Origin of the sequence: Rhizobium sp. BK251, assembly GCF_004345245.1 — a bacterium.
Classification (GTDB): Bacteria; Pseudomonadota; Alphaproteobacteria; order Rhizobiales; family Rhizobiaceae; genus Rhizobium.
Window position 1 is genome coordinate 207,620 of sequence record NZ_SLUQ01000003.1, and the last position, 26,054, is coordinate 233,673.

The window sequence follows — 26,054 nt, forward strand, 5'->3', positions numbered from 1 at the left end:
ACTAGATGTCGAGGTTTTCCGCGAAGGCGGCACGTTCCTGGATGAAGCGGAAACGAGCGTCGGCCTTGGTGCCCATGAGGTTGTCGACGGCGTCGCGCGTTCCCTCGAAGTCGACCTCGTCGATGAGGACGCGCAGCAAGGTGCGGTTGGACGGGTCCATCGTGGTTTCCTTGAGCTGGGCGGGCAGCATTTCGCCGAGACCCTTGAACCGGCTTACCTCGACCTTGCTCTTGCCCTTGAACTCGGTCTCCATCAGTTCCTGGCGGTGCGCGTCGTCACGGGCATAGGCGGATTTCGCTCCCTGCGTCAGCTTGTAAAGCGGCGGCACGGCAAGGAAGAGGTGGCCGCCCCGGACGAGCTCCGGCATCTCCTGATAGAAGAACGTGATGAGCAGCGAGGCGATGTGCGCGCCGTCGACGTCGGCATCGGTCATGACGATGATGCGTTCGTAGCGCAGATCCTCCTCGCGGTATTTCGACCGCGTGCCGCAGCCGAGCGCCTGGACGAGATCGCTGAGCTGCTGGTTTGCGCCGAGCTTTTCACGTCCGGCGCTTGCGACGTTGAGGATCTTGCCGCGCAGCGGAAGGATCGCCTGGTTGGCGCGGTTGCGCGCCTGCTTGGCCGAGCCGCCTGCCGAGTCGCCCTCGACGATGAAGAGTTCGGCGCCCTCGGCGGTGTTCTGCGCACAATCGGCGAGCTTTCCTGGCAGGCGAAGCTTGCGCACCGCCGTCTTGCGGTTGACTTCCTTCTCCTTGCGGCGGCGCAGACGCTCCTCCGCGCGCTCGATCACCCAATCGAGAAGCTTCTCGGCCTCGCCTGGATTGTCGGCGAGATAGTGGTCGAAAGGATCGCGCAGGGCGTTTTCCACGATGCGCTGGGCTTCGACCGTCGCCAGCCTGTCCTTGGTCTGACCGACGAATTCCGGCTCGCGGATGAAGACAGAGAGCATGCCGACGGCCGAAATCATGACGTCGTCGGTCGTGATGGCCGCCGCACGCTTGTTCTGCGTGAGTTCGGCGTAGTTCTTGAGACCCTTCGTGAGCGCAAGGCGCAGGCCCGCTTCGTGCGTGCCGCCCTCCGGCGTCGGAATGGTGTTGCAGTAGGAGTGGATCTGTTGATCGCCGCCGTACCAGGTGATGGCCCATTCCATGGAGCCGTGACCGCTCGCCTTCTCCGACTTTCCGGCGAAGATTTCGCGGGTGACGGTGAACTCCTTGCCCATGGTGGCCTGGAGATAGTCCTTCAGCCCGCCGGGGAAATGGAAGACCGCCTTGTCCGGTATCTCGGAACCCTGCGGCAGGACGCCCTCGTCGCAGCTCCAGCGGATCTCGACGCCGCCGAACAGATAGGCCTTGGAACGGGCCATGCGGAAGACGCGGGCAGGATCGAACCTGGCATGCTCGCCGAATATCTGCGGATCTGGGTGGAAGCGAACCCTCGTGCCGCGGCGATTGTGGACATCGCCCAGTTCCTCGAGGCCGCCCTGGGGCAGGCCGCGGGAGAAGCGCTGGCGATAGAGCTTGCGGTTGCGCGCGACCTCGACCTCGAGGACATCGGAGAGCGCGTTCACCACCGAGACGCCGACGCCATGCAGGCCGCCAGAGGTCTCATAAGCCTTGCCGTCGAACTTGCCGCCCGCATGCAGCTTGGTCATAATGACTTCGAGGGTCGATTTGCCGGGTACCTGCGGATGATTTTCCACGGGAATGCCGCGGCCGTTGTCGCTGACGGTGAGGTAGCCCTGAAGATCGAGATGAACCTCGATGAAATTGGCATGGCCGGCGACGGCCTCGTCCATCGAGTTGTCGATCACTTCGGCGAAAAGGTGATGCAGCGCTTTCTCGTCGGTGCCGCCGATATACATGCCGGGGCGCATGCGCACCGGTTCGAGACCTTCTAGAACGCGGATCGAGGAGGCGCCGTAGTCGTCGCCGTTCGATGCGGCCGGCGCGGGGCGCGCGGCAGTCGGCTGCGCCGCCCTCTCAACAGGCGCGTCAGGTTTTTCTGTCGCATCCTTCTTGGGGGAAATGGGCAAGCCGGAAAAGAGGTCGCTGCTATCGTCCATGGGGGTGTTCAGATACTGGTCCTGTGTCGGGGTTTGAATTTCGGGCGAGGCGGAACCCCAAAATCACCGCAATTGCCGTCCCGTTTTCGAATCAGCGCGATTTTGCCAGAAATCGCCCGAAGAAGCGATGTGACGGGCCTGCTTGGCGAAATGGTGTGCGTCCTAACGCAACGAATGGCAAGCTGCGACACTTGGGAGAGAGCGTCCGCATGAGAATGTCCACAGTTCATTTGGTAATTATCACGGCAATTGTGGCCATTCTGTCGCCTGTAGCGGCGCGTCCTGTTGCCGCCGAAGAGCTCAAGCCTTTCAAGGACGAACTCTTCTCGAGTCAGACGGTGCTCGACAAGCGTGACGACGGCGCGTTCGAAATTGTCGATTACCAGAAGCAGCGCGACCTCTACGGTCGCGACAAGGTTCCTGAGCGGCGTGTCAAATCCGCCTATGTCGCGCTCGGCGTAAAGCGTCAGCAGGATGACGAAACGCTCATGCTCGGCGGACGGAAGCTAGACGTGACCAGAGTCGGACCGGCAACCGGCGCTGCCTTCACCGTCATCTTCATTCACGGCCGAGGCGGGGACCGCCGGTTGGGCGCCAACGACTTCATGTTCGGCGGAAACTTCAACCGGCTGAAGAATCTTGCGACACAGAACGGCGGCACTTATTACTCACCGAGCGTGCGAACCTTCGACAGTGAGGGCGTCGCTGACATCGCTGCGCTTGTCCGTTATGCCAGCGCCCAGTCGCAGGGGCAGCCGGTGATCCTCAGCTGCGCCTCGATGGGAAGCATCATCTGCTGGGGCATTGCCCGGGATGCTCAGACCGTCAAACAATTGAAGGGCATGGCTATTCTCGGGGGTGAGACCGACAACGACTTTCGCACCAGCGCCGCCTTCAAGGCGAAGCTACCCGTCTGGTTTACGCACGGCAGCGAAGATCCCGTCTATGCCGCGGACGGCCAGGAGGCTTTTTACGAGGGCCTTTACAAGGTCGGCTATCCTGCGCGCTTCACGCTGTTCCAGACCGGCAGCCACGGGACGCCGGTGCGGATGACCGATTGGCGAAGAGTTTTGAACTGGATTCTTGCCCAGAATTGAGAATTTCACGCTCTGGCAAGCAATATTTCGGCGCGAGCGGCCGATTTCCCTAAGGTGACGTGCTTAAAGCTTCCCTTTGCGGCAAGGTTTTGCTAATGCCGCTCAGTCGAAGCTTCTCGTGGAAAGTTGGAATGACTCCGAATGTACGCCCGCTTGTCGCGGGAAACTGGAAAATGAACGGGACGCGCGCTTCCCTGGACCAGATCAAGGCCATCGCGGAAGGGGTGAAGACCCCGCTTTCGGAGAAGGTCGAAGCGCTGATCTGCCCGCCCGCGACGCTGCTCTATGTCGCCACGGCCCTTTGCGACGACAGTCCGCTGCTGATCGGCGCACAGGATTGCCACCAGAACAAGAGTGGCCCGCACACCGGCGACATTTCGGGCGAAATGATTGCCGATTGCTTCGGCACGCATGTGATCGTCGGCCATTCGGAGCGCCGCACGGACCATGCCGAGACCGATCACCTCGTCCGCGCCAAGGCCGAAGCCGCCTATGAGGCCGGCCTGACGGCGATCATCTGCGTCGGCGAGACCGCCGACGAGCGCCGCGCCGGCCAGACCCTCGACATCCTGAAGCGCCAGCTTTCCTCGTCGGTTCCGGCAAGTGCGACTGCTGCTTCGACCGTGATTGCCTACGAGCCCGTATGGGCCATCGGCACGGGGGTCACCCCCACGCTCGAGGATGTCGAGAAGGCACATGCCTTCATGCGCGCCGAGCTCGTCAGCCGTTTCGGAAGTGACGGACGAAAGATGCGCATCCTCTATGGCGGTTCGGTCAAGCCCTCCAATGCCGGCGAGTTGATGGGAATTGACAATGTCGACGGCGCATTGATCGGCGGCGCCAGCTTGAAAGCGTCCGACTTCCTCGCCATCTATCGGGTCTACGAGCAGCTGCTCGCTTAAATCCGGCTTCACGCGCCATTCCGTGGCGAAGGGGCTTGGAATAGGCGATAGCCTCATGTAAAGAGCCGCCAGCTTATCTTCTTTGTGCCCGCCCGCGGGCAGGACTGGACTCATGCAAACCGTATTGCTTGTCATCTATCTCATGGTTGTCATCGCCTTGATCGGCGTCGTGCTGATCCAGCGCTCGGAAGGCGGCGGACTCGGCATTGGCGGCGGATCCGGCTTCATGTCGGCGCGCGGAACGGCCAACGCCCTTACGCGGACGACGGCCATTCTTGCGGCGCTGTTCTTCGTGCTTGCGCTCGGCATGAATGTCCTGTCGCGCTTCGAAGGGCGTCCGACGGACATTCTCGATCGCATTCCGGCAACGAGCGGCCAGGGCAACGGCATCCTCGATTCGCTTGGTGGCGGCTCGAATGGCGGCCAGCAGGCTCCGGCCGGCGGCCAGGCTCCGGCAAACAACGGCGTCCCGAGTGGTGGTGCTGCTGCGCCTGCGACCCCGCAGGCACCCGCCACACAGTCGGCGCCCGTGGCCCAGCCCCCGGCAGCCGCGGCCCCGGCACAAGGCAATTCCGGCGTACCGACAGGTCAGTAAGCCGGTCATAGAAATCACCCTCCGGCAGGTCCTCGGATCTGCCGGTTTTCTTTTGTCCAGATTCAGCACCTCGCGCAAAAGTTCTTGAAAAGAATTTTTGGGCTGGTGGAATCGTTTTTGAAAAGGTATCCGGTGACTCCCATGGCGCGATACGTATTCATCACTGGCGGCGTGGTTTCCTCTCTCGGAAAAGGAATTGCGGCCGCGGCTCTCGGAGCGTTGTTGCAGGCCCGTGGTTATCGGGTGCGGCTTCGCAAGCTCGACCCCTATTTGAACGTGGATCCGGGCACGATGAGCCCGACCCAGCACGGCGAAGTATTCGTCACCGACGACGGCGCGGAAACGGACCTCGATCTCGGCCATTACGAGCGCTTCACCGGGCGTTCGGCAACCAAGACCGACAACATCACCACCGGCCGCATCTACAAGAACATCATCGACAAGGAACGCCGCGGCGACTATCTCGGCGCGACCGTGCAGGTCATTCCGCACGTCACCAACGAGATCAAGGATTTCGTGATCGAGGGCAATGACGACTACGACTTCGTCATCTGCGAGATCGGCGGTACGGTTGGCGATATCGAGGCCATGCCCTTCATGGAAGCGATCCGCCAGCTCGGCAACGATCTGCCGCGCGGCACCGCGATCTACGTCCACCTGACGCTGATGCCCTATATTCCGGCGGCGGGCGAGCTCAAGACGAAGCCGACGCAGCATTCGGTCAAGGAATTGCAGGCGCTCGGCATCCATCCGGACATTCTGCTGGTGCGCGCCGACCGCGAAATTCCGGAAGCGGAGCGCCGCAAGCTCTCGCTCTTCTGCAACGTGCGCCCCTCGGCCGTCATCCAGGCACTCGACGTTGCGAACATCTATGACGTGCCGATGGCCTATCACAAGGAAGGCCTCGACAACGAGGTTCTCGCCGCCTTCGGGATCGAACCGGCGCCAAAGCCGCGGCTCGAAGCCTGGGAAGAGGTCTGCAACCGTATCCGCACGCCGGAAGGCGAGGTGACGATCGCGATCGTGGGCAAGTATACCGGCCTCAAGGATGCATACAAATCGCTGATCGAGGCGCTGCATCACGGCGGCATTGCCAACCGCGTCAAGGTCAAGCTCGAATGGATCGAGTCGGAAGTCTTCGAGAAGGAGGATCCGGCGCCCTATCTCGAAAAGGTGCATGGCATCCTGGTGCCGGGCGGCTTCGGCGAGCGCGGATCGGAAGGCAAGATCCTGGCCGCCCGTTTTGCCCGCGAGCGCAAGGTGCCGTATTTCGGCATCTGCTTCGGCATGCAGATGGCAGTGATCGAAGCTGCGCGTAGTCTTGCCGGCGTGGAAGCTGCATCGTCGACGGAGTTCGGCCCCACCAAGGAGCCTGTCGTCGGCCTGATGACGGAATGGCTGAAGGGCAATGAACTTCAGAAGCGCAATGCGGCCGGCGATCTCGGTGGCACGATGCGTCTCGGCGCCTACAAGGCGGCTCTGAAGAAGGGCACGAAGATTTCCGAAATCTACGGCTCTGCCGACATTTCCGAACGCCATCGCCATCGGTACGAAGTCAATATCGACTACAAGGACCGTCTCGAGGATTGCGGCCTCGTCTTCTCCGGGATGTCGCCGGATGGCGTGCTGCCGGAAACGATCGAATACTCGGACCATCCCTGGTTCATCGGCGTGCAGTACCATCCGGAGCTGAAGAGCCGCCCGCTGGATCCGCACCCGCTGTTCGCGAGCTTCATCGAGGCGGCGACGGAGCAGAGCCGCCTGGTATAGGCGATTGCCCTCGGGACCATTGAACCCGGCACGAGCCGGGTTTTTTCTTGGCAGCGACTGCTGCTGCTAGGGCAGTTGCCGGGCGCCGTCAGTCGGTTCCGCGGGGAAGGCAACATAGCTCAACGGAAGCCGGCCACGGACGACAAGCCAGAGCGTGCCCGCGGCTATGAGCAGAACGACGACGTTTGCGGCGATGAACAGGACGGGGGCGATGAGTGCCACGGCGCCGCCTTCGCCGCGCTCGATCATGCGCAGGGGTGCCGCGGCGAGTGCAGTGGCACCGAAGGTGAAGGCCCAGTAGGACGGCGCGAACGGCTCCTGGCGGATCCAGAAGACTAGCCTCAGCAGAATGAGGGCCTGCAGGATGCCGTAGCCGAGCAAGGCATGCGCGAAGATATCCGGCGGACCGGAGGTGACGCTGAGATATGCAACCGCACCGACCACGGACGGTGCGAGCTGGATGCCGAGCGTGGGCCGCAGGGCCGCTGGCATCGGCGGCTCGGTAAGCAGGCGATGGAGCAGTACGGATTCGATTGCGAGCCACGAAAAGAAGCCGGCCCCAAAGGCAAGCTGGCCCCATTCCGGATAGCCGAGCGCAGAGGCGATTGCGGCAGTGACGAAGCTGCCCGCGACCGCAGGGAGATAGAGGACAGGCGTGCTGCTGCCGGGCTCCCTTCCGCCCTGCCAGAGGCCGCCGGCCCGCCATATGGCGAAGAGGAGTGTGAAGACGGCGCCGAGCGTGAACAACGCTGCGGCGAGGGTTCGCGCATAGGGCAGCAGGCAACCGGCCGCGAGCATCGTCGCAACACCCGCGAGACCGATGAAGCAGCACTGCACCGGATGGTTAAGCTCCGTTGTTGCAGCTTGCCTTGCGAGGATCCATTTGAGCCCGTAGGACAGGGCAACCAGCGCCCAGACGAAGACGGCAATGAAGGCAAGGGTTTCGCCGACGATGGCCGGCAGGCTCCACAGCCGACTGGCCAGGCGCCAATCGGCGGCGAGGCCTGCAAGGCCGAGAACCATCCCGAAGTATGCTGCCGGCACAACAGGTAGCTTGATCTGAATGCTCATGCGCGCGGATCCCCCGATTGCTGAACTCTCGGAATCCTTGATACACGAGCCGGGCAAGGAATGCAGGATCGATGAGGAAATTTCCGCGCCTGGCGCGGCGCTCGGCCATCAGATTTGCCGTGGCAGTCTCGTTAAAGGAGTGGCCCTGCTGGCCTTGAGGCGTCAGACGCCGTATCGATTAAGCGCGCCTATAACGGGCCGTCCTCGAGGCGAAATGGTCGCGAGCTACAAATGACACGGCGCGCGGCGCACGGGTTTGACTGGCAACGTGTCGTCCCATAATTATCAGGGGATTGGCGAGAGGTTCGCCTGCAGAGTCATCGGACGGGAAACTTAACCTTGGCTATAGTGCCAGCGCGTGATCACCAACGCACCACGGAGAGATCGATGAGCCGGACGGCGAGAATATGCCTTGTTGTGCTTGCAGTATCCATCGGCACGCTCCAGGCAGACGTCGGAAATGCGCAAACGGCCGGCAACGGCTGCGCTCTGGAAGCGGTGGCCGGGACCGGCCGACAGGTCCTGCGCTGCGAGGAAGGGTTGACGGTAACCGCCGAGGGCGGCGCTCGCTTCAACCTCATCGACCGCAACAATGACGGCAGGGTCGACGGTGTTGCGCTGCGTAACAAGGCAGTGCTGGTGGATGTGGACGGCAGCCGGATCGGAACGGGCTTCCAGGTCGTGACGCCGCAGGCTGTTGCCGCTGTACGCGGCACGCAATGGGCCGTCGATGTCAAAGGGGGCGTGACCGCGGTGCTCGTGGTCCGGGGACGCGTCGCGGTCCGGCGGTCCGCGGGCGGTTCGAACGTCTTCCTTGGTCCGGGCGAGGGGGTGGATGTCTCCTCCGGCAGCGAGCCATTGGTGGTACGGCGCTGGCCGGCACCCCGCGCAGCAGCATTGTTGGCCCGCCTCGGTCAGTGAGTTGCGATGCGCTGGCTGAAACTACAGACCCTGATTGCGCTTGTCCTCTCGGGTCTGTGGGGGGGCTTTCTCGGCTTCGAGCATCTCCGCGGCAATATGTGGTTTCTGGAACGCGTCGAAGCGACCATGACCGATGTCCGGTCGCTGGTCCGTGGCCAGACTCCGGCGCCCAGTCTCGTCACCATCGTTGCCATCGATGACGCCACCGCCCAGCAGGAGGGCAGTTACCCACTCTCCCGCGCCTCGCTTGCGCGCATCGTCGACGCCATCGCGCGGCTGAAGCCGAAGGTCATCGCCGTCGACATGCTGCTCGTAGATCCCGGGCCCGAAGCGGGCGACCAGGCCCTTGCGACGGCGCTGCGGCAGACAAAGAGCGTGCTTGCGGCGGCAGCCGTCTTCTCCACCGAAAAGCAGCTTATACCAGACGACCAGGGCAGCCCTCTTTCGGCCGTTCCCGACGCCGAGCGGCTGCTGCTTCCGGTCGTGCCGCTGGCCGATGCGGCCGCGGTCGGCGTCGTCAACGTCTCCACCGACGACAGCGGCACGCCGCGCTTCGTGCCCATGCTGTTCCGGAGCGGTGACCGCATCGAATCTTCGTTTCCCCTGCGGGTCGCCACCCTTGCGACGGGCAGCGACCCCGAGATCCAGTCCGGACTGATTACGCTTGGCAACAGGGAGATACCGACCGATATCGGCCACGTACTCCCGCTGACATTCTACGGCCCGCGCGGGACGATCCACACGATCAGCGCGAAGGCGGCGCTCGACGGCAATCTTCCGGCCGAAGGCATCACCGATCATATCGTTGTCCTCGGCGCCACCGTGACAGGCGGCGGCGACGTCTTCCCGACGCCGTTCGATCCAGTATTGCCCGGAGTGGAGGTGATCGCGACCGCGATCACGCATCTGATGGTAGGCGACGGAATTGTCCGCGACAGGGCGGTGCGCCTGGTCGATTGCGGCTTCGCAATCGTTCTGCCGATGATCCTTGTCGGCTTGCTTGCCTGGCGGCGCAGCGTCATCGGCCTGACGATGATGGCGCTCGTGATCATCATTTGGGTCGAGATCAACGTCGCCGCCTTCAACCACGGCATATGGCTGAGCGCGGCACTCCCGATGGCGGCGACGATCCCGCCCGTCCTCATTTTCGGTGCAACGCAACTCTGGCTTGGCAGGCGACAGGCGAGCGTCTTTGCCGCGCAGAGCGAGCAGCTGCAGCGCATCCAGGCGCCCGGCCTTGCGCAATGGCTTGCCGCCAATCCTGGCTTCCTTGCCGAACCGGTCCAGCAGGATGCGGCGGTGATCTTCATCGATCTTTCGGGTTTCACCGGGCTCAGCGAGAGGTTCGGTCCGGAGGCAACGCGGGATCTGCTCAGCAGCTTCTACCAGCTCATCGACGACGAAGTCGCCGCCTGCGGTGGCACGATCATCAACTTTATGGGTGATGGTGCCATGATACTGTTCGGCCTGCCGGAGCGGACGGAGGGCGACGCTGCCAACGCCGTGCGCTGCAGTGCACGCCTCTGCAACCGCGCACGCGACTGGCTTGAGGCGCTGCCGAAGCCCATGGGCTCCCGCATCGGCTTCAAGGTCGGCGCGCATTTCGGAACGGTCGTCGCCTCGCGTCTCGGCGGCGGCAGCCGCCAGCAGATCACCGCGACCGGCGACACCGTCAATATCGCCAGCCGCTTGATGGAGGTCGCCGCAAGCAACCATATGGAACTGGCACTCAGTGACGAATTGCTGATCGCGGCAGGCCAGGGCAGGGCCGCCCTGGCGTCCAGAAAGCTCAGCGGGCCGCTCGATACGCAGTTGCGCGGAAGGATCGGGACGCTCGCAATCTGGCTCTGGCCGGACGGCTTGCCGCAATAGGGTCACTTTTGCCGGTCTGTACAATCCGGCGCCGGCGAAGTATGAACGCGCCAACGAATGGGGTCGCGCCTAAGCCGACCTGCCGATCCGTGCCTCCGCGCTGCACAACCCAAAGGGCGGCGGGACTAATTCCGAAAGAAGAAGCATGACAGAGTTCGAAGGTATCGTCCCGGCGATTGCCGAGGCATTGACCCGACGTGGCTATTCCGAGTTGACGCCCGTTCAGAAGGCCGTTGTCGACCCGGCGCTCGGAAATGCCGATGCGCTGGTATCGGCCCAGACAGGGTCGGGAAAGACGGTTGCCTTCGGGCTGGCGCTCGCGCCGACCCTGCTCAAGGGTGCCGAGCGCTTCGGCGCTGCGGGTACGCCGCTTGCCCTCGTGGTGGCGCCGACGCGCGAACTCGCGATGCAGGTGCAGCGAGAGCTGCAATGGCTCTATGAGCTGACGGGCGCGACGATTGCGTCCTGTGTCGGAGGCATGGATATCCGCAACGAGCGACGGGCGCTGGAACGCGGCGCGCACATCGTCGTTGGTACGCCGGGGCGCATCTGCGACCATATCCGCAGGGGTGCTCTCGACATTTCAGCGCTGAGGGCCGTCGTCCTCGATGAGGCCGACGAAATGCTAGACCTTGGGTTCCGCGAGGATCTGGAGTTCATCCTCGATACTGCCCCCAGCGAGCGCCGCACACTGATGTTCTCGGCGACGGTGCCGCGGGCCATCGCGACTCTTGCCAAGAACTATCAGCGCGACGCGGTGCGGATCGCGACGGCGGCGGAACAGAAGCAGCATGTGGATATCGAATACCGGGCCCTGGTCGTTTCGCCCAGCGACCGCGAGAACGCGATCATCAACGTCCTGCGCTTCTACGAGGCTCGGAACGCCATCGTCTTCTGCTCCACGCGCGCGGCTGTCAATCACCTGACCTCCCGCTTCAACAATCGTGGTTTTTCGGTCGTGGCCCTGTCGGGCGAACTCAGCCAGAACGAGCGGACGCATGCGCTGCAGGCCATGCGTGACGGCCGGGCCCGCGTCTGCATCGCGACGGATGTCGCGGCGCGCGGCATCGACCTGCCCAACCTGGAGCTGGTCATCCATGCAGACCTGCCGACGAACCCCGAGACGCTGCTCCATCGCAGCGGTCGTACCGGGCGGGCAGGCCGCAAGGGTGTCAGCGCGATGATCGTTCCCATCAACGGACGTCGCCGCGCCGAACGGCTCCTCGAGAACGCCGGCATCCGTCCCGAGTGGGCAAAACCGCCGACGGCGGACGAGATTCTGCGGCGCGACGGCGAGCGGCTGCTGGCCGACCCGGCGCTCAGCGAACCGATCACCGAGAGCGAACGCGCTTTCGTCGCGGAGCTGCTGCAGAGCCATGGTGCCGAGCAGGTGGCTGCTGCCTTCGTGCGGCTCTACCACGCCGGAAGGTCGGCGCCGGAAGATCTTATCGAGGTTGCCGTTGCCGCAGAGCGGAAGAGGGCCGTCCGCGAAGGCGAGGTCCGTGACAGCGCGAGGCCCCCGCGGGAGGATTTCACCAACAGCGTCTGGTTCTCGCTCTCTGTCGGGCGGAAACAGAATGCCGAGCCGCGCTGGCTGATACCGATGCTTTGCCGCGTCGGGCAACTTACGAAGGCAGATATCGGGGCGATCAAGATGCAGCTCGAGGAAACCTTCGTCGAGCTTGCCAGCGATTGCGTCGATCGCTTCGTTGCCTCGGTTGGGCCGAACAAGATGCTGGAGAAGGGCATCCGCGTCAGGAGGCTCGACGGCGTGCCCGAATTCGCCCCGCGTGGAAAGCAAGAGAAGCAGCCCTATGCAAAGCCTGGCCCGTCGAAGAAGGCCTTTGCCGCCAGAAGCGACGACGGGGCAAGTGCTGCCGACAGGCCCAAGAAGAGGTTTGATCGTCCAGGATCCGACCAGCCAGACCGCGCCTACGAGAAGGCAGGCGCAAAGCCGTGGGGCGGGAAGCCTGCCAAGCAGAAGTCACCCAAGGGTGATGCCAAGGAAGGTTGGGGCAAGAAGCCCAACGGCAAGGGCAAGCAGCGGTAACAGAGCCGGCCCCACGGGCCGGCAGTTGCCCTTCACTCACTCGTCAGGCGGAAAATTGCGTTTTGTTGCAATGCCGGCGGCCGTTCGGCATTGCCGGCAGAAGATGCCGTGTCAGTGGCGGTTCGGTCCGTAGAAGTAGTTGCCGTCACCGCCATTGATGGGCCGGCGGCCATCTAAGGTGCAGCTGGTAAGGGCGAGCACGACCAGCAGTGCCGCACCTACGGCTGAAATGAGCGACTTGGACACGTAGCTTCTCCTTCAATTCGCTGGCGCTGCAACGGCGGCCGGCTACCCTCGCCGGGCGTTGCCTGTGGCATCCAACGCTCTGCTTGAATGCCTTGACGAGCCGGGGAGACAGTGTCGCCAACCAGCGCCACGATGATTGGGTTTTCCTTGCTATAGCGTTCGACGGGAGGTCTGTCGATAGACTGCCGGCCTGCTGCCGTCGCGCCGCCTTGGTCGCGATCGCGGCCATCGACTTCCGTATCTGACTTCGGGATCAAGACGGTCGCAACGCTCTGGGCATATAAGATGGTTTCAGGAAAGCGGCAGTTCCGGCCGCAGAAGCAGGACCGGGCAATCCGTCCCGGCTGGCAGTTCCGGCGCGTGCGGCGGGCGCACGATCAGGCAGTCAGACTGGGCAAGCACCTTCATCATCGAGGAGTCCTGCTTCGCGGCAGGTTCGGCGAGCCACTCGCCAGAAGCGGCGCGTATCAGCCGCGCACGCACGTAGTCCTGCCGCCGGTCGTTGGGGGCAAGGTTCACGGCCGCCTTGGCGGTGCTCTCACGGCTGGACGGCGGCAGGTTCGCCATCTTGCGCAGCAGGGGTTCGAGGAAAAGCAGGCCACAGACGAGGCTGGAGACCGGGTTGCCGGGCAGGCCGAGGACATGCGTGTCGCCGAGACGCCCGACCATAAGGGGTTTGCCGGGACGCATGGCGATCTTCCAGAAGTCGAGCACCATGCCGGCGGCAAGCAGTGTCGACTGCACGAGATCATGGTCTCCCACCGAGGCACCGCCAAGCGTGACGATGACGTCGGCCTTCGCGGCGCGGGCACGCTCCACCGCGGCGGTGATTGCTGCGCGGTCGTCGCCGACGATGCCGAGATCCAGGACTTCGGCGCCTGCTTCACGCGCGAGCGTGGCGATGCCGAAGGTGTTGGAGGCGATGATCTGTGCAGGCCCCGGCGTATTGCCGGGCGCGACGAGCTCATCGCCGGTTGCGAGAATTGCGACCAGCGGGCGGCGGAAAACATCAAGGCTCGGGTGGTTCATGCCGGCGGCAACCGTCAAGCGGGTGAACTCCATCACCGTTCCCTTGGCGAGCACGGTCTCGCCTTCCTCGAAATCCTGTCCGCGCGGACGCAGATGCTGGCCCTGGCGAACCGGAAAGGTGGTGCGCAGCATGTCGTCGTCGAAGCGCTCGGCATCTTCCTGCAGGAGAACGCTGTCGGCGCCTGCCGGCACCGGTGCGCCCGTGAAGATGCGAACCGCCTCGCCCTTGCCGACGCTTCCGTCAAAGGCGTGCCCCGCGGCGGAGGCTCCGATGACCCTGAGGACCGAGCCCAGCTCGCCAGCGTCATCGCGCCGCAGCGCATAGCCGTCCATCGCCGATGCGTCGAAGGGGGGCTGCGTCAACCGTGCCTTGAGATCATGGGCAAGAACCCGGCCGGCCGCTTCGTGCAGCGGCACGGTCTCTATGGACGAAAGTGGTGTAGCGCTATCGAGAAGGCGGCTCTGGGCATCGGCGACGGGAAGAAGGTTCATTTCTTTCGCTCCGGATGGGTGAAGTCACCTGACTTGCCGCCCGACTTTTCGAGAAGGCGAATGCCGCCGATCTCCATCGTCCGGTCTGCGGCCTTGGCCATGTCGTATATGGTGAGGCAGGCCACGGAAACGGCGGTCAGCGCCTCCATTTCGACACCGGTGCGACCCGTCAGCTTCGCGGTCGCCTCAACGCGCAGACCGGGAAGTGCGTCATCCTCGACAATATCGACGGCCACCTTCGTCAACATCAGCGGATGGCAGAGCGGAATGAGGCTGGCTGTCTGCTTGGCGGCCATGATGCCGGCGAGTCGGGCGGTGCCGATGACATCGCCCTTCTTGGCATTGCCTTCCCTGATCAGCGCCAAGGTCGCGGGGGCCATCCGAACATAACCCTCTGCAGTCGCGCTGCGCGCGGTTTCGGCCTTCTCGCCGACGTCTACCATGTGCGCTTCGCCGGAGGCGGCGATGTGGGTCAATGTGGGGTTGCCGCCGGCCATCTATTCGGCCGCCATGCTGCGGTCGCCTCCGGTCAGAAGCGTTCGCGTTGCAGCCGCCACATCGTCCTGCCGCATCAGACTCTCGCCGACGAGGAAGGTGGTGATCCCCACAGCCTTCAGGCGCGTGCAATCGGCAGTCGTGAAGATGCCGCTTTCGCCGACGAGGAGGCGATCCGCCGGGACCATCGGGGCAAGCGTCTCGCTGACGGAAAGGCTCACCTCAAAGTTCCTGAGGTTGCGGTTGTTGATGCCGACCAGCGGGGAGGAGAGCTTCAGCGCTCGTTCCATCTCTTCAGCATCGTGAACTTCAACCAGCACGTCCATGCCGAGGGCGAAGGCTTCGTCCTGGAGGCGTTCCGCATCGCTGTCGGAAAGGGAGGCCATGATGAGGAGAATGCAATCCGCACCCCAGGCCCTCGCCTCGTGCACCTGGTAGGTGTCGAACATGAAATCCTTGCGCAGGGCGGGAAGCCTGCAAGCCGCCCTTGCTGCGGTCAGAAATTCAGGTGCGCCCTGGAAGCTCGGCTTGTCCGTCAGCACGGAAAGGCACGCGGCACCGCCTGCCTCATATGCGGCGGCGAGGGCAGGAGGATCGAAATCGGGACGGATCAACCCCTTCGAAGGGCTCGCCTTCTTGATTTCGGCAATGAGGCCGAAGTTGCCGGCATCACGTTTCGCCGTCAGGGCCTTCAGGAAGCCGCGCGGCGCGCCTTGGCCCGTCTGCATGGCCTTGAGTTCGGCGAGCGGCACGCGCGCCTTGGCGGCAGCAATTTCCTCGCGCTTGTATGCTTCGATCTTCTTTAGGATATCGCTCACGGCGCAGCCATCCTTCAAACATTTTCGTTCGAGACGGCGACCAGTTTATCGAGCGCCGCCGCTGTCCGGCCGCTATCCAGGGATTCGGTAGCGATCCGCATTCCTTCGGCCAGCGTCTCGGCCTTGCCGGCGACGACGAGTGAGGCCGCCGCGTTGACAAGCGAGATATCGCGATAAGCGCTGCGCGCACCGCCGAGAACATCTCGAAGTGCTGCCGCATTCACGATGCCGTCGCCGCCCTTGATGTCGGCCAGCTTACAGGTTGGAACCCCGAAATCGGCCGGCGTCAATTCAAATGTCCGTATGCTGCCGCCTTCCAGGGCAGCGACGGTCGTCATTCCCGTGGTGGTAATTTCATCCAGCCCGTCGCCGTGGACGACCCAGACGCTCTCTGATCCGAGATCCTTCAGCACCTGCGCGAGCGGGACAACCCATTGCGGCGCAAAGACGCCGACGAGCTGCTTGCGCACGCCCGCCGGATTGGAGAGGGGGCCAAGCAGGTTGAAGATGGTGCGCGTGCCGAGTTCCACCCGCGACGCGCCGACATGACGCATCGCCGAGTGATGCATCTGGGCGAACATGAAGCCGACGCCAGCCTCCCGGATGCAGCGGGCGATCTGTTCCGGACCGATGTCGAGATTGACGCCGAGTGCCGAAAGGCTGTCGGCCGCGCCGGACTTGGAGCTCAGCGCACGGTTGCCATGTTTGGCAACGGGGACGCCCGCGCCTGCGACGATCAGGGCCGCAAGCGTCGAGATGTTGTAGGTGCCGGTGCCGTCGCCGCCGGTTCCGACGATGTCGATCGCATCGGCAGGCGCTTCGACCGGCAGCATCTTGGCGCGCATGGTGCTGACTGCGCCGACGATCTCGTCTACGGTCTCGCCACGCACCCGCAAAGCCATGAGGAAGCCGCCGATCTGCGACGGCGTGGCCTGGCCCGACATCAGGATTTCAAAAGCCTGGCGGGCCTCCTCGCGCGTCAGCGACTCGCGACTGGCGACCTTGTTCAATAGCGGTTTCAGTTCGGTCATGTGCCCCCCGGTTGCGCCCTACCGAACCGTTACCTGCTGTGCGAGCGTCTGGTTGATGTTCACCCCATATTCCGACTGCAGCTGGTTCACCATCTGGTCGAGAATGTCGTCGCCTGCCGCATTGGCGATGGCGGTCGCCTGTGCGTCCTGATTGTTCAGGACGTCCGTGGTCGGCTGCGAATTGACTTCGGTGACCTTCAGCAGGATCTGCGTGCCTTCGTCGGCTCCCTGGGCGCTGGCGACAGCGCCGACCGGGCCGGAGAAGGCAGCGCCAACGCCGCCACGGCCGAGCACCGCATCGTCGGTGTTGCGCGTGATCCCGCTCTTGGTCTCGACCGCGATACCCAGCGGCGCGGCGATGTCGGCAAGCGATTTGCCCTTCTCGGCTTCCTGCTTCAGTTCCGTGGCCTTGGCGCCCAGCTCGCTTTTCTGCTGCTCGGCCGTCCAGTCAGCCACGGCCTTGTCATGGACCTCGCTCAGCGGACGATCGCGTTCCGGTGTAACGTCCTCGACCTCGTACCAGACATAGCCGTCATTGCCGAGGGTGAGGGCGGAGGTTTCAGCGCCGGCATCGGCCTTGAAGGCCTCGCTGAGCAGCTGCTGCTTGGCGGGGATGTCCTTGATTTCGGCACCGTTCTTGTCGAGGCCACTGATGTCGACGCCATCAAGGACGACGAGCTTCAGCTTCATCTCGTTGGCCGCCTGCTCGAGCGTCGAGCCGGAGGCGCGGAGATCTTCGAAGCGATCATGGGTGTCGAGGATTTGGGCGCTGGCGTTGGCAAGCGCGAGTTGGTGGCGGATTTCCTCCTTCACCTCGTCGAAGTTCTTGGTTGTCGCGAGCTTGATGTTGCTGATGCGCAGGATGACGGGGCCGAATGCACCCTGCACGACCGGGGTCGTGCCGCCATCGGCGGTGACAGCGAAGGCGGCGTCCGCGACCTGTTGATCCGGCACCTTGTCCTTGGTGAAGTCGCCGAGAAGGACGTCGGAAGCGGACTTGCCCTGATCGCTCACCAGCTGATCGAAGGTGGTGCCGCTTTTCAGCGCAGCCTCGGCCGCATCGGCGGTTTCCTTGTCGGGGAATGTCAGCTGCTCGACGGTGCGGACTTCGGGCGTGCTGTAGCTGTCCTTGCGCTTGTCGAATTCCTCACGGATCTGCTCGTCGCTGACCGTGCCCGCGTCGGCGATGTCGTCCGGCTGAAGCCTCACATAGGCGATCTTGCGATATTCGGGGGCGCGATAGCGCTGCTTCACGCCGTCGAACCACTTGGCAAGCACGTCCTCGGCGGGCGCCTTGATCGGGTCGATGTTGGCATTCGTCAGGATCAGGTATTCGACGGCACGGCTCTCGTCGCGATAGAGCTTGAGCGCGTCGACAAGCGTCTTCGGGGCGGTGAAGCCATCGGAGATCGCATCGACGATCTGGCTGCGGACGGCGACCTTGCTGCGTTCCTTGATGTAGTCGTCTTCCCGGATGCCGGCGTTGCGCAGGCGGGAGGAGAAGAGCTGGCGGTCAAACTGGCCGTTGACGGCCTTGAAGGCCGGATCCTCGGCGATCAGCTGGGCGAGGCGATCCTCGGACAGGCCGAGATTCATGTCGTCGGCGAGCTGGTCGAGCGCCGCACCGGCAGCGAGCTGCGAAAAGACCTGCTGCTCGACGCCGAAGGCGCGCGCCTGATCGGGCGTCAGCCGCATGCCGACCTGCTGGCTGAGGTTTTGGATTTGGCGCTGGTAGGCGAGGCGGAACTCGTTGGTGTCGATGTGCTGGCTGCCGACCGAGATCACGGTGTTGCTGCTGCCGCTGACCAGCTCGCGGGAAATGCCCCATATGCCGAAGGAGGCGACAAGGAGAAGCATGAGTGCCTTTGCCACCCAGGTATGAGCGGCTTTTCTCAGCAATTCGAACATCGGTACGCAAACCTCGCAGGTATTCTGGCCCGCACGCGGGCGAAGCAATTGACGTTCCTTAGAACAATCCGATCCGGAATTGAAGGCATATTGAGCGAAAAGCCTTTCTGCGCGACGATGCGCTTACACTAGGGGGCAATTTCCGTTGTGCGGCGCAGAAATGGGGGCCGGTTGACGGAACTTTTGGCTTCGAGACTTCGTTGAAGCAGCGTCCATCAAGAGGAGTTGATCATGGCTGACCTGAAAACCGCCTCCGCGCAGTCTGCCGCCGCTCGCGCACAGGCCGAAGTTGCCGCGGACGACCTTGCCGCCCAGGTGGCAGCGTTGCGTGAAGACCTAGCACGCCTTTCCGATAGCGTTGTCGCGCTCGGCCAAGGAGCGAAGACCGCCGTTGCGGAAGAAGCATCGATGATGACGGAAAAGGTGCGCGAGAAGGTTCGCGACGAACCGATCTTCACGCTCGCCGTCACCGCCGGCATTGCCTATGTACTGGGCCTTCTGAGCCGCCGATAGGCCGCCCCCGCAGAAGGAGCAGGACCTGGGCATTCGGGTGGATGCGGGGCTTGGCCGCGCCTCGCTTTCTCCTTGCAAAACTCCGGTTAAGAGCGCACATGAACGGCTGTTGGCTGGAGGACACCGTTCATGACCTTGTCTCCCCATCCGGTGGATCATCTGGTTCTTCCGACCGCGGGGATTTTCGCCGCCCGCGAGCGGCTCGGCAAGCTCGGCTTCACCGTCGCGCCCGATGCGCGCCATCCATTCGGCACGGAAAACGCCTGCGTTTTCTTCTCGGACCAGACCTATCTCGAGCCGCTTGGCGTCTTCGATCGTGCTGCGGCCGAGGCGTCGGCCAAGGACGGCAACGTGTTTACGGCAAGGGATCAGGCTTTCCGCTTTCGCTGCGGTGAGGACGGCTTTGGCGGCGTTGCCCTCGGGACCGAAGATGCGGCCGCCGATCACGGATATTTCCGCCGGCGCGGGATGTCGGCGGGCGACATGCTCAATTTTTCGCGCCCGGTGCGCCTATCGGACGGATCGACGTCGACGGCATCCTTCAGGCTTGCCTTCGCGGGCGACCTTCGTGCGCCGGACTTCCTGGGCTTCTGCTGCCAGCGCATCGACCCGCTGCCTGCGGACCGCAGTTCGCTGGAAACGCACGGCAATGGTGTCGCCGGGATCAAGGAAATCGTGCTTTCGGCGCATGAGCCTGCGGCGTTTGGTGCGTTCCTCGGCAGCCTTGTAAGGCAACACGACATCGTCCGCCATTCGTTCGGCATCCATGTCGCCACCGCAAACATGCGGATTTGCGTCCTAGACCCGGAGGGTATGGAGGCGTTCTTCGAGCTTCCTGTCCCCGAAGTGGAACACGGGCTGAGGGGGCGGGCGATCGTCTTCCGCGTATCCGATATTGCCGTGACAGAAGCGCTTCTGGCTGCTAACTCGGTGACATACACGCGAAAGAACAATCGCATACTGACAAGAGCAGCGCCGGGCCAAGGCGCGCTATTCGCATTCGAGGAGTCATGATGAGCAATCCCACCAATTCCGAAGTCGTTGTCGGTGACGGCCGATCCAAGGTCGTCTTTTCGAATTCCGGCCGGCTGTCGCTGATTGCCGGTCCCTGCCAGATGGAGAGCCGCGATCATGCCTTCATGATTGCGGGCGCGCTCAGTGAGCTTTGCGGCAAGCTTGGAATCGGCCTTGTCTACAAGTCCTCCTTCGACAAGGCGAACCGCACCTCGCTGTCGGGAGAGCGTGGCATGGGGCTCGAGAAGTCCCTCGAAGTCTTTGCAGACCTGAAGCGGGAGTTCGGCTTTCCGGTGCTGACCGATATCCACACGGAGGAACAGTGCGCGATCGTTGCGCAGGTCATCGATGTTCTCCAGATTCCGGCATTCCTGTCCCGCCAGACCGATCTCCTCGTCGCGGCAGCCAAGACTGGCCGTGTCATCAACGTCAAGAAGGGCCAGTTCCTGGCGCCCTGGGACATGAAGAACGTGCTTGCCAAGCTGAACGACAGCGGCAACCCGAATATCCTTCTCTGCGAACGCGGCGCCTCTTTCGGCTACAACACGCTCGTCTCCGACATGCGCTCGCTGCCGATCATGGCGGCCATGGGAGCACCGGTGATCTTCGACGCCACGCATTCGGTCCAGCAGCCTGGCGGGCAGGGCGGATCGACCGGCGGCCAGCGGGAGTTCGTCGAAACCCTTGCGCGCGCAGCCGTGGCAGTCGGCGTTGCCGGCGTGTTCATCGAGACCCATGAGGATCCCGATCATGCGCCGTCCGATGGGCCGAACATGGTTCACCTGAAGGATATGCCGCGCCTGCTGGAAAAGCTGCTCGCCTTCGACGCGATCGCCAAGGCGAACTGATTGCTGCCAGATCCGGAAGTCACCGATTGGGGACTTCCGGAGAATGGGCTATCAGGCGGCTCGAACTGCTTTCCGCTGTGCCGCGACGGCCGGCAGCGAGCGCCTCGCAGCATCCTCTGCGAGGCGGAAGCGGGCAAGCAACCTGTTCAGCAACAGTGCCTCGTCGCCCAGTTCGCGGCAGGCGCCATTTGTCTCCTGCACCATCGCGGCGTTGCGCTGCGTTACCTGATCCATGCGGTTGACGGCGGCGTTGACTTCGCTGAGCGCTGTCGACTGTTCTGAGGATGTCCTGACGATCGCCTCGACCAGCCCGGTCACCTTGCGCACCTGCTCGTCGATTTCGTTGAGGGCCTCGCCCGTGCGATTGACGAGGGACACGCCGGCTGCGACCTGGGTCGACGACGTCTCGATCAGGTGGTTGATCTCCTTGGCGAGGTTCGCCGAACGGCCGGCAAGATCCCGCACTTCCTGGGCGACGACGGCGAAGCCCTTGCCAGCCTCGCCGGCGCGCGCAGCTTCGACGCCTGCGTTGAGGGCCAGCAGGTTCGTCTGGAAGGCGATCTCGTCGATGACGTTGGTGATGCTGCGGATCTGCGTCGAGGATTCCTCGATTTTTTCCATCGCGATCACTGCATCCCGGACGACGGCGGCGGAGCGGCCGGCGCTGTCCTTGGTCTGCGCCATCATCGCACTCGCCTCGCGGGCGCGTTCCGAGGAGGTCTTGACGGTAACGGTGATCTCGTCGAGGGCGGATGCCGCCTGCTCGAGCGAGGCGGCTTGCTGCTCGGTTCTCTGGGCGAGGTCGTCGGTACCTGACGCGATCTCCTTCGAGCCGGTGCGAACCGTGTCGGTCGCAGCCGAGATTTCCGTCATCGCTTCGGCGAGCATGTCGACGCTCGTGTTGAATTCCTCGCGCAGCATCTCGTATGCAGCGGTGAAAGGTTCGTCGAGACGAACGGTGAGATCGCCGGCGGACAGGCGTTCCAGTCCCTTGCCGAGACTTGCGATGACATTTTGGCGTTCTTCGTCTTCTTCGGCCTTGGCGGCGGCGCGTGCCGCATCGTCGCGAACCTGCGCCTCGCGGGTGTTGTCCTGCCTGCGCCGGATCTCGTTTCGCTCCTCGGCCGATTCGCGGAATACGGTGACCGCCTGCGCCATTTCGCCGATTTCGTCCGATCGGCGCACATAGGGGACTTCTCGCGAATAATCGCCGCTGGCGAGGACGGCCATGTAATCCCGCATGGCCGAAAGCGGCACGATAGCCCGCCGGCGCAACATATAGAGACCGCCCACCAGGAGGACGAAGGAGACTGCGGCCGAGGAAAGCGTGATCGTCGAAAGGAATTCCGTTTCCGCGGCAGCATTGCCCTCGGCAGTTGCCTGGAATTTGTTTGCCATCTGGACCAGCTCGTTCACCGCTTTCTCGTGGCTGTGGAAGGCGCGGGCAAGCTTGTCAAAGGCCGGAGGGATGGCGGCGCTGTTGCCGGCAAGGAGGGCCGGTGCGACTTCACCGTTCATCACGTCCCAGAATTCGTCGCCTTTGACGAGGACATCTTCCAGCAGCTTCTGCTTGAGGTCTCCGCTGAGTGCCGTCTCATGCCAGTATTTGCGCCGATCTTCGTAGGCTGGCTTCAGAACAGTGGCGATCCGCTCCATGTTGGCTTCCGCGACCGCCGGGTTCCGCACTGCTTCGAGCGCCAGCATGTAGGGCTCTATGACATAGAGCGGCGGAGGCAGGATGTCTGCGACAAGATCCTTGCCGTAGATGATCTGCTTGTACATGAGCCCGTTCACGCGGAGCTTGTTGAATGCGTAGTTCTGAATGCCGATCGAAGTGACCAGGCCGAGAATGACGACCGCCCCGAACAATGCCAGGCTACGTGCGATATTGAGTTTCATCTGACCCTCATCAGAATTCCAGCTGCATGCCTTCGCCGGCGGCTGCGAAAATTGTGCGTTCACTCTTTGACGCTGAATGGGGCGGTCATTCGACGGCGCCCGGTCTTCCTCAGGCGGGCTTGAACCGCAGAGGAGGTCGGCATCATGCCTCGCTGCCTACGCGGCGCCTCCTTGTTTCAGTTGATTAAATTAGAAGAAACTGGTTACCGGGTGGTGAATCACGGTCCGCGCTCGTGGACCAAAATTGGGTAAAGCCCGCGGTCTTTGCGACGCCGCCTACCATCCTGCGGCGCACGGTGCGACCTACCAAGAGAAGGTAGTCATTTGCTCCCTCGCAGAGACGGCTTCAAAAGTCTGACACCTTTCTGTTATAGGCCAGCGGACGGGCCTTGGGGCGGATTCGGTGTCGGCATTGTAATTTCCGCACCTTCGACTATGACAGGCCATCAAAGGTTTCTACACCCAGCGAGCAGGAAACAATCATGACTGCAATTACCGACATTATCGCCCGTGAAATCCTCGACAGCCGTGGCAATCCCACCGTCGAAGTCGATGTCTATCTCGAAGATGGCAGCATGGGCCGCGCAGCGGTACCGTCGGGCGCGTCCACTGGCGCCCATGAGGCGGTCGAGCTGCGCGATGGCGGTGCACGCTATCTCGGCAAGGGTGTCGAGAAGGCGGTCGAGGCGGCCAACACCGAGATCTTCGACGCAATCGGCGGTCTCGATGCGGAGAACCAGATCCAGATCGACAGGATCATGATCGAGCTTGACGGCACGCCCAACAAGTCGCGGCTCGGCGCCAACGCCATCCTCGGCGTTTCGCTTGCTGTGGCGAAGGCTGCTGCGCAGGCTTCCGGCCTGCCGCTCTATCGCTATGTCGGCGGCGCCAGCGCGCACCTGCTGCCGGTGCCGATGATGAACATCATCAACGGCGGCGCGCATGCGGACAACCCGATCGACTTCCAGGAATTCATGATCATGCCTGTTGGCGCCGACACGCTGCGCGATGCGGTGCGCATGGGTTCGGAAGTCTTCCACGTCCTGAAGAAGGAATTGGCGGCACAGGGTCACAACACCAATGTCGGCGACGAAGGTGGCTTCGCGCCGGGCCTGAAGAGCGCGCCGGAAGCGCTCGATTTCATCATGAAGTCGATCGAGAAGGCAGGCTACAAGCCTGGCGAGGACATGTATCTCGGTCTCGACTGCGCTTCGACGGAGTTCTTCAAGAACGGCAAGTACGTGCTCGAAGGCGAAGGCCGCACGCTGGAGCCGGGCGCAATGGCGGAATATCTCGCCGAGCTCGCCGGCAAGTATCCGATCATCTCGATCGAGGACGGTATGGCGGAAGATGACTGGGACGGCTGGAAGGCGCTCACCGACCTGATCGGCGCCAAGACGCAGCTCGTCGGCGACGACCTGTTCGTCACCAACTCCGCCCGCCTGCGCGATGGCATCCGTATGGGTGTTGCCAACTCCATCCTCGTCAAGGTCAACCAGATCGGCTCGCTGACGGAGACGCTGGACGCCGTCAACACCGCGCACAAGGCGGCCTACACCGCGGTCATGTCGCACCGTTCGGGCGAAACCGAAGATTCGACGATTGCCGATCTGGCAGTCGCGACGAACTGCGGTCAGATCAAGACCGGCTCGCTGTCGCGCTCGGACCGCCTGGCCAAGTACAACCAGCTGATCCGCATCGAAGAAGGTCTCGGCCCGCAGGCGCAGTACGCCGGCCGCTCGGTCCTTCGCGCCTAAGAGGCTGATTTCAGAAGAATTGAGGCCCGCGTCTTTTCAGGCGCGGGCCTTTTTTGTTCGCACACGATCATAGTCAACGGTCGGTTAACATCTCGATCCTAGTCTCGCCTTCACAGGGTGTAGCGTCGTGAGCGTGTGAGCATGTGGACAAAGTATCACAAGAAGAGAAAGCTGGGCCGTTTCGTACTGCCGGCGATGACCGTCGCCTTCCTTTCCTATTTCGGTTATCATTGCATCCACGGAGATTACGGCTTGAAGGCGACGGACGTCTTCGAGCGCCAGCGCGTGGAGCGCGAGAGGGAGTTGGCTGTCCTGACAGCAAAGCGTGAGCATCTGGAGCGGCAGGTCGCCTTGATGAGCGACGGCTCCATGGAAAAAGACATGCTGGATGAAAGAGCTCGCTATCAACTCAATGAATCGCGGGCCGATGAAGTTGTGATCTTCAATTCCTACTTCAATTAACCGGAAACAGGTTAATCCTATTTAATCTAGCAATATCATATAGTTAGGCCAGAATACGTGCCATGCATTTATGGCATTGCTGTGGCTAAATTTCTTCCCTATGGTACGCGCCAACCACCAAACCGACAAACCCATAGGGAGGGTTGAATGGCGCCGCGAAAAACCGCGACCGTTTCCAGCCGCAAAACCAGCGCAAAAACTGCAGGGAAAGCATCGAACGGCGGCCCGGTGGCCGATTTCACCCGCGATGAGGAGGTGAAGGCCTATCGCGAGATGCTGCTTATCCGCCGTTTCGAGGAGAAGGCCGGCCAGCTCTACGGCATGGGCTTCATCGGCGGTTTCTGTCACCTTTATATCGGCCAGGAGGCCGTCGTCGTCGGCATGCAGATGGCGCAGAAGGAAGGTGATCAGGTCATCACCGCCTATCGCGATCACGGACACATGCTCGCCACCGGCATGGAAGCGCGTGGCGTCATGGCCGAACTGACCGGACGCCGCAATGGCTATTCCCACGGGAAGGGCGGCTCCATGCACATGTTCTCCAAGGAGAAGCATTTCTATGGTGGTCACGGCATCGTCGGCGCCCAGGTTTCGCTCGGCACCGGCCTGGCATTCGCCAACAAGTACCGTGGCAATGACTCGGTAAGCGTCGCCTATTTCGGTGACGGCGCTGCCAACCAGGGCCAGGTATACGAGAGCTTCAACATGGCTGCTCTCTGGAAGCTGCCGATCATCTATATCGTCGAAAACAACCGTTACGCCATGGGTACCTCCACGGCGCGCGCGACGGCTCAGTCGAACTATTCGCTGCGCGGCTCCGGTTTCGGCATTCCCGGCATCCAGGTCGACGGCATGGACGTGCGCGCCGTCAAGGCTGCGGCCGATGAGGCGCTCGAATATTGCCGCTCCGGCAAGGGCCCGATCATCCTCGAGATGCTGACTTACCGCTACCGCGGCCATTCCATGTCCGACCCGGCGAAGTATCGCTCCAAGGACGAAGTGCAGAAGATGCGCTCCGAGTCCGACCCGATCGAGCAGGTTCGCAATCGCCTGATCGAGAAGGGCTGGGCTTCGGAAGACGACCTCAAGGCGATCGACAAGGACGTCCGCGACATCGTCGCCGACAGCGCCGACTTCGCCCAGGCCGATCCCGAGCCGGATGCATCCGAGCTCTATACCGATATTCTGCTCTAATCGGG

Annotated in this window: 22 protein-coding genes; 13 read left to right on the forward strand and 9 right to left on the reverse strand. The window is 62.9% G+C overall.

Going from position 1 to position 26,054, the window contains the following annotated elements:
- Window position 1: 1 nt before the first annotated feature.
- On the reverse strand, window positions 2–2,065 hold the full coding sequence (gene parE / locus EV286_RS08090; protein ID WP_132956519.1) for a DNA topoisomerase IV subunit B: 2,064 nt from the start codon (window positions 2,063–2,065) through the stop codon (window positions 2–4).
- A 209-nt stretch (window positions 2,066–2,274) separates the two neighbouring features.
- On the opposite strand from parE, the gene EV286_RS08095 reads away from it, so the two are divergent.
- From EV286_RS08095 to EV286_RS08110, 4 genes are all read left to right on the forward strand, one after another.
- A complete protein-coding gene (locus tag EV286_RS08095) occupies window positions 2,275–3,162 on the forward strand; it encodes a dienelactone hydrolase family protein (protein WP_132956520.1) in 888 nt (295 codons plus the stop codon).
- 131 nt (window positions 3,163–3,293) lie between these two features.
- Window positions 3,294–4,064 carry a triose-phosphate isomerase gene (gene tpiA / locus EV286_RS08100; protein WP_132956521.1) on the forward strand — a complete coding sequence of 257 codons (771 nt, stop codon included), beginning with the start codon at window positions 3,294–3,296 and terminating at the stop codon, window positions 4,062–4,064.
- Window positions 4,065–4,176: 112 nt separating this feature from the next.
- Entirely contained in the window at window positions 4,177–4,659 is a 483-nt protein-coding gene (gene secG / locus EV286_RS08105; protein ID WP_132956522.1) for a preprotein translocase subunit SecG, read from the forward strand.
- A 141-nt stretch (window positions 4,660–4,800) separates the two neighbouring features.
- On the forward strand, window positions 4,801–6,429 hold the full coding sequence (locus EV286_RS08110; protein ID WP_132956523.1) for a CTP synthase: 1,629 nt from the start codon (window positions 4,801–4,803) through the stop codon (window positions 6,427–6,429).
- A gap of 66 nt (window positions 6,430–6,495) precedes the next feature.
- Here EV286_RS08110 and tehA read toward each other — a convergent pair whose 3' ends face one another.
- The gene (gene tehA, locus EV286_RS08115) at window positions 6,496–7,500 is read right to left on the reverse strand and encodes a dicarboxylate transporter/tellurite-resistance protein TehA (RefSeq protein WP_132956524.1); all 1,005 of its coding nucleotides are present in this window, start codon (window positions 7,498–7,500) and stop codon (window positions 6,496–6,498) included.
- A gap of 387 nt (window positions 7,501–7,887) precedes the next feature.
- Here tehA and EV286_RS08120 point away from each other — a divergent pair, with 387 nt between their 5' ends.
- From EV286_RS08120 to EV286_RS08130, 3 genes are all read left to right on the forward strand, one after another.
- Window positions 7,888–8,421 carry a FecR domain-containing protein gene (locus EV286_RS08120; RefSeq protein WP_132956525.1) on the forward strand — a complete coding sequence of 178 codons (534 nt, stop codon included), beginning with the start codon at window positions 7,888–7,890 and terminating at the stop codon, window positions 8,419–8,421.
- Window positions 8,422–8,427: 6 nt separating this feature from the next.
- The gene (locus EV286_RS08125) at window positions 8,428–10,293 is read left to right on the forward strand and encodes an adenylate/guanylate cyclase domain-containing protein (RefSeq protein ID WP_132956526.1); all 1,866 of its coding nucleotides are present in this window, start codon (window positions 8,428–8,430) and stop codon (window positions 10,291–10,293) included.
- Window positions 10,294–10,438: 145 nt separating this feature from the next.
- A complete protein-coding gene (locus tag EV286_RS08130; protein WP_132956527.1) occupies window positions 10,439–12,343 on the forward strand; it encodes a DEAD/DEAH box helicase in 1,905 nt (634 codons plus the stop codon).
- Between the two features lie 111 nt (window positions 12,344–12,454).
- Here the strand turns inward: EV286_RS08130 and EV286_RS32750 are convergent, their stop codons facing one another.
- The 6 genes from EV286_RS32750 to EV286_RS08155 all read right to left on the reverse strand — a co-directional run bounded on the left by EV286_RS32750 (window position 12,455) and on the right by EV286_RS08155 (window position 18,362).
- Window positions 12,455–12,589, reverse strand: a complete 135-nt coding sequence (locus EV286_RS32750; protein WP_281041080.1) for a hypothetical protein — start codon at window positions 12,587–12,589, stop codon at window positions 12,455–12,457.
- A 291-nt stretch (window positions 12,590–12,880) separates the two neighbouring features.
- A complete protein-coding gene (glp, locus tag EV286_RS08135) occupies window positions 12,881–14,110 on the reverse strand; it encodes a gephyrin-like molybdotransferase Glp (RefSeq protein ID WP_132956528.1) in 1,230 nt (409 codons plus the stop codon).
- The gene (gene moaC / locus EV286_RS08140; RefSeq protein WP_132956529.1) at window positions 14,107–14,607 is read right to left on the reverse strand and encodes a cyclic pyranopterin monophosphate synthase MoaC; all 501 of its coding nucleotides are present in this window, start codon (window positions 14,605–14,607) and stop codon (window positions 14,107–14,109) included. The genes glp and moaC overlap by 4 nt, the downstream gene beginning before the upstream one ends.
- A complete protein-coding gene (gene trpC, locus EV286_RS08145; protein WP_132956530.1) occupies window positions 14,608–15,423 on the reverse strand; it encodes an indole-3-glycerol phosphate synthase TrpC in 816 nt (271 codons plus the stop codon).
- Between the two features lie 14 nt (window positions 15,424–15,437).
- The gene (gene trpD, locus EV286_RS08150) at window positions 15,438–16,454 is read right to left on the reverse strand and encodes an anthranilate phosphoribosyltransferase (protein ID WP_132956531.1); all 1,017 of its coding nucleotides are present in this window, start codon (window positions 16,452–16,454) and stop codon (window positions 15,438–15,440) included.
- 18 nt (window positions 16,455–16,472) lie between these two features.
- Window positions 16,473–18,362 carry a peptidylprolyl isomerase gene (locus EV286_RS08155; RefSeq protein WP_132956882.1) on the reverse strand — a complete coding sequence of 630 codons (1,890 nt, stop codon included), beginning with the start codon at window positions 18,360–18,362 and terminating at the stop codon, window positions 16,473–16,475.
- Window positions 18,363–18,593: 231 nt separating this feature from the next.
- Here EV286_RS08155 and EV286_RS08160 point away from each other — a divergent pair, with 231 nt between their 5' ends.
- The 3 genes from EV286_RS08160 to kdsA all read left to right on the forward strand — a co-directional run bounded on the left by EV286_RS08160 (window position 18,594) and on the right by kdsA (window position 20,737).
- Window positions 18,594–18,875, forward strand: a complete 282-nt coding sequence (locus EV286_RS08160; protein ID WP_132956532.1) for a hypothetical protein — start codon at window positions 18,594–18,596, stop codon at window positions 18,873–18,875.
- A gap of 129 nt (window positions 18,876–19,004) precedes the next feature.
- Entirely contained in the window at window positions 19,005–19,889 is an 885-nt protein-coding gene (locus EV286_RS08165) for a VOC family protein (protein WP_132956533.1), read from the forward strand.
- The gene (gene kdsA / locus EV286_RS08170; RefSeq protein ID WP_132956534.1) at window positions 19,889–20,737 is read left to right on the forward strand and encodes a 3-deoxy-8-phosphooctulonate synthase; all 849 of its coding nucleotides are present in this window, start codon (window positions 19,889–19,891) and stop codon (window positions 20,735–20,737) included. Before EV286_RS08165 ends, kdsA begins: the two co-directional genes overlap by 1 nt.
- A gap of 51 nt (window positions 20,738–20,788) precedes the next feature.
- Here the strand turns inward: kdsA and EV286_RS08175 are convergent, their stop codons facing one another.
- On the reverse strand, window positions 20,789–22,636 hold the full coding sequence (locus tag EV286_RS08175) for a methyl-accepting chemotaxis protein (protein WP_132956535.1): 1,848 nt from the start codon (window positions 22,634–22,636) through the stop codon (window positions 20,789–20,791).
- A 482-nt stretch (window positions 22,637–23,118) separates the two neighbouring features.
- Between EV286_RS08175 and eno the strand changes: the two genes are divergently transcribed.
- From eno to pdhA, 3 genes are all read left to right on the forward strand, one after another.
- Entirely contained in the window at window positions 23,119–24,393 is a 1,275-nt protein-coding gene (gene eno / locus EV286_RS08180; RefSeq protein ID WP_132956536.1) for a phosphopyruvate hydratase, read from the forward strand.
- A gap of 141 nt (window positions 24,394–24,534) precedes the next feature.
- Window positions 24,535–24,855 carry a septum formation initiator family protein gene (locus EV286_RS08185; protein WP_132956537.1) on the forward strand — a complete coding sequence of 107 codons (321 nt, stop codon included), beginning with the start codon at window positions 24,535–24,537 and terminating at the stop codon, window positions 24,853–24,855.
- Window positions 24,856–25,002: 147 nt separating this feature from the next.
- Complete coding sequence (gene pdhA / locus EV286_RS08190; protein ID WP_132956538.1) at window positions 25,003–26,049, forward strand: pyruvate dehydrogenase (acetyl-transferring) E1 component subunit alpha; 1,047 nt, start codon at window positions 25,003–25,005, stop codon at window positions 26,047–26,049.
- Window positions 26,050–26,054: the final 5 nt, after the last annotated feature.